Origin of the sequence: Colwellia marinimaniae, assembly GCF_002207865.1 — a bacterium.
Taxonomy (GTDB): domain Bacteria; phylum Pseudomonadota; class Gammaproteobacteria; order Enterobacterales; family Alteromonadaceae; genus Colwellia; species Colwellia marinimaniae.
On the sequence record NZ_BDQM01000244.1, the window covers coordinates 1 to 275 of the forward strand.

The 275-nt window shown below is 62.9% G+C and carries 1 protein-coding gene; it reads left to right on the plus strand.

The annotated features are described in order from the left end of the window. Positions 1-275, plus strand: a 275-nt coding sequence (locus MTCD1_RS23630; RefSeq protein ID WP_200818667.1) for a histidinol dehydrogenase, incomplete at both ends; no start/stop codon positions are given.

Genomic DNA, 275 nt, shown 5'->3' on the forward strand with positions numbered 1-275 from the left:
CATCCAAGCAGTCGGCCATCGTCATGGTACGTGATATTGATCAGGGCCTCGAAGTGGTCAATGCGTATGCCGCCGAGCATCTCGAGATCCAGACGGCTGATGCTGCCGCAGTCGCTGCTCGGGTCCGGAACGCTGGCGCCATTTTCGTCGGCCCGTGGGCGCCTGTCTCTCTTGGGGACTACTCAGCCGGATCCACTCACGTCCTTCCCACGGCAGGAGCAGCCTGCCACTCGTCTGGTCTGTCGGTGCGTTCCTTCATGCGCGCCGTCCACGTC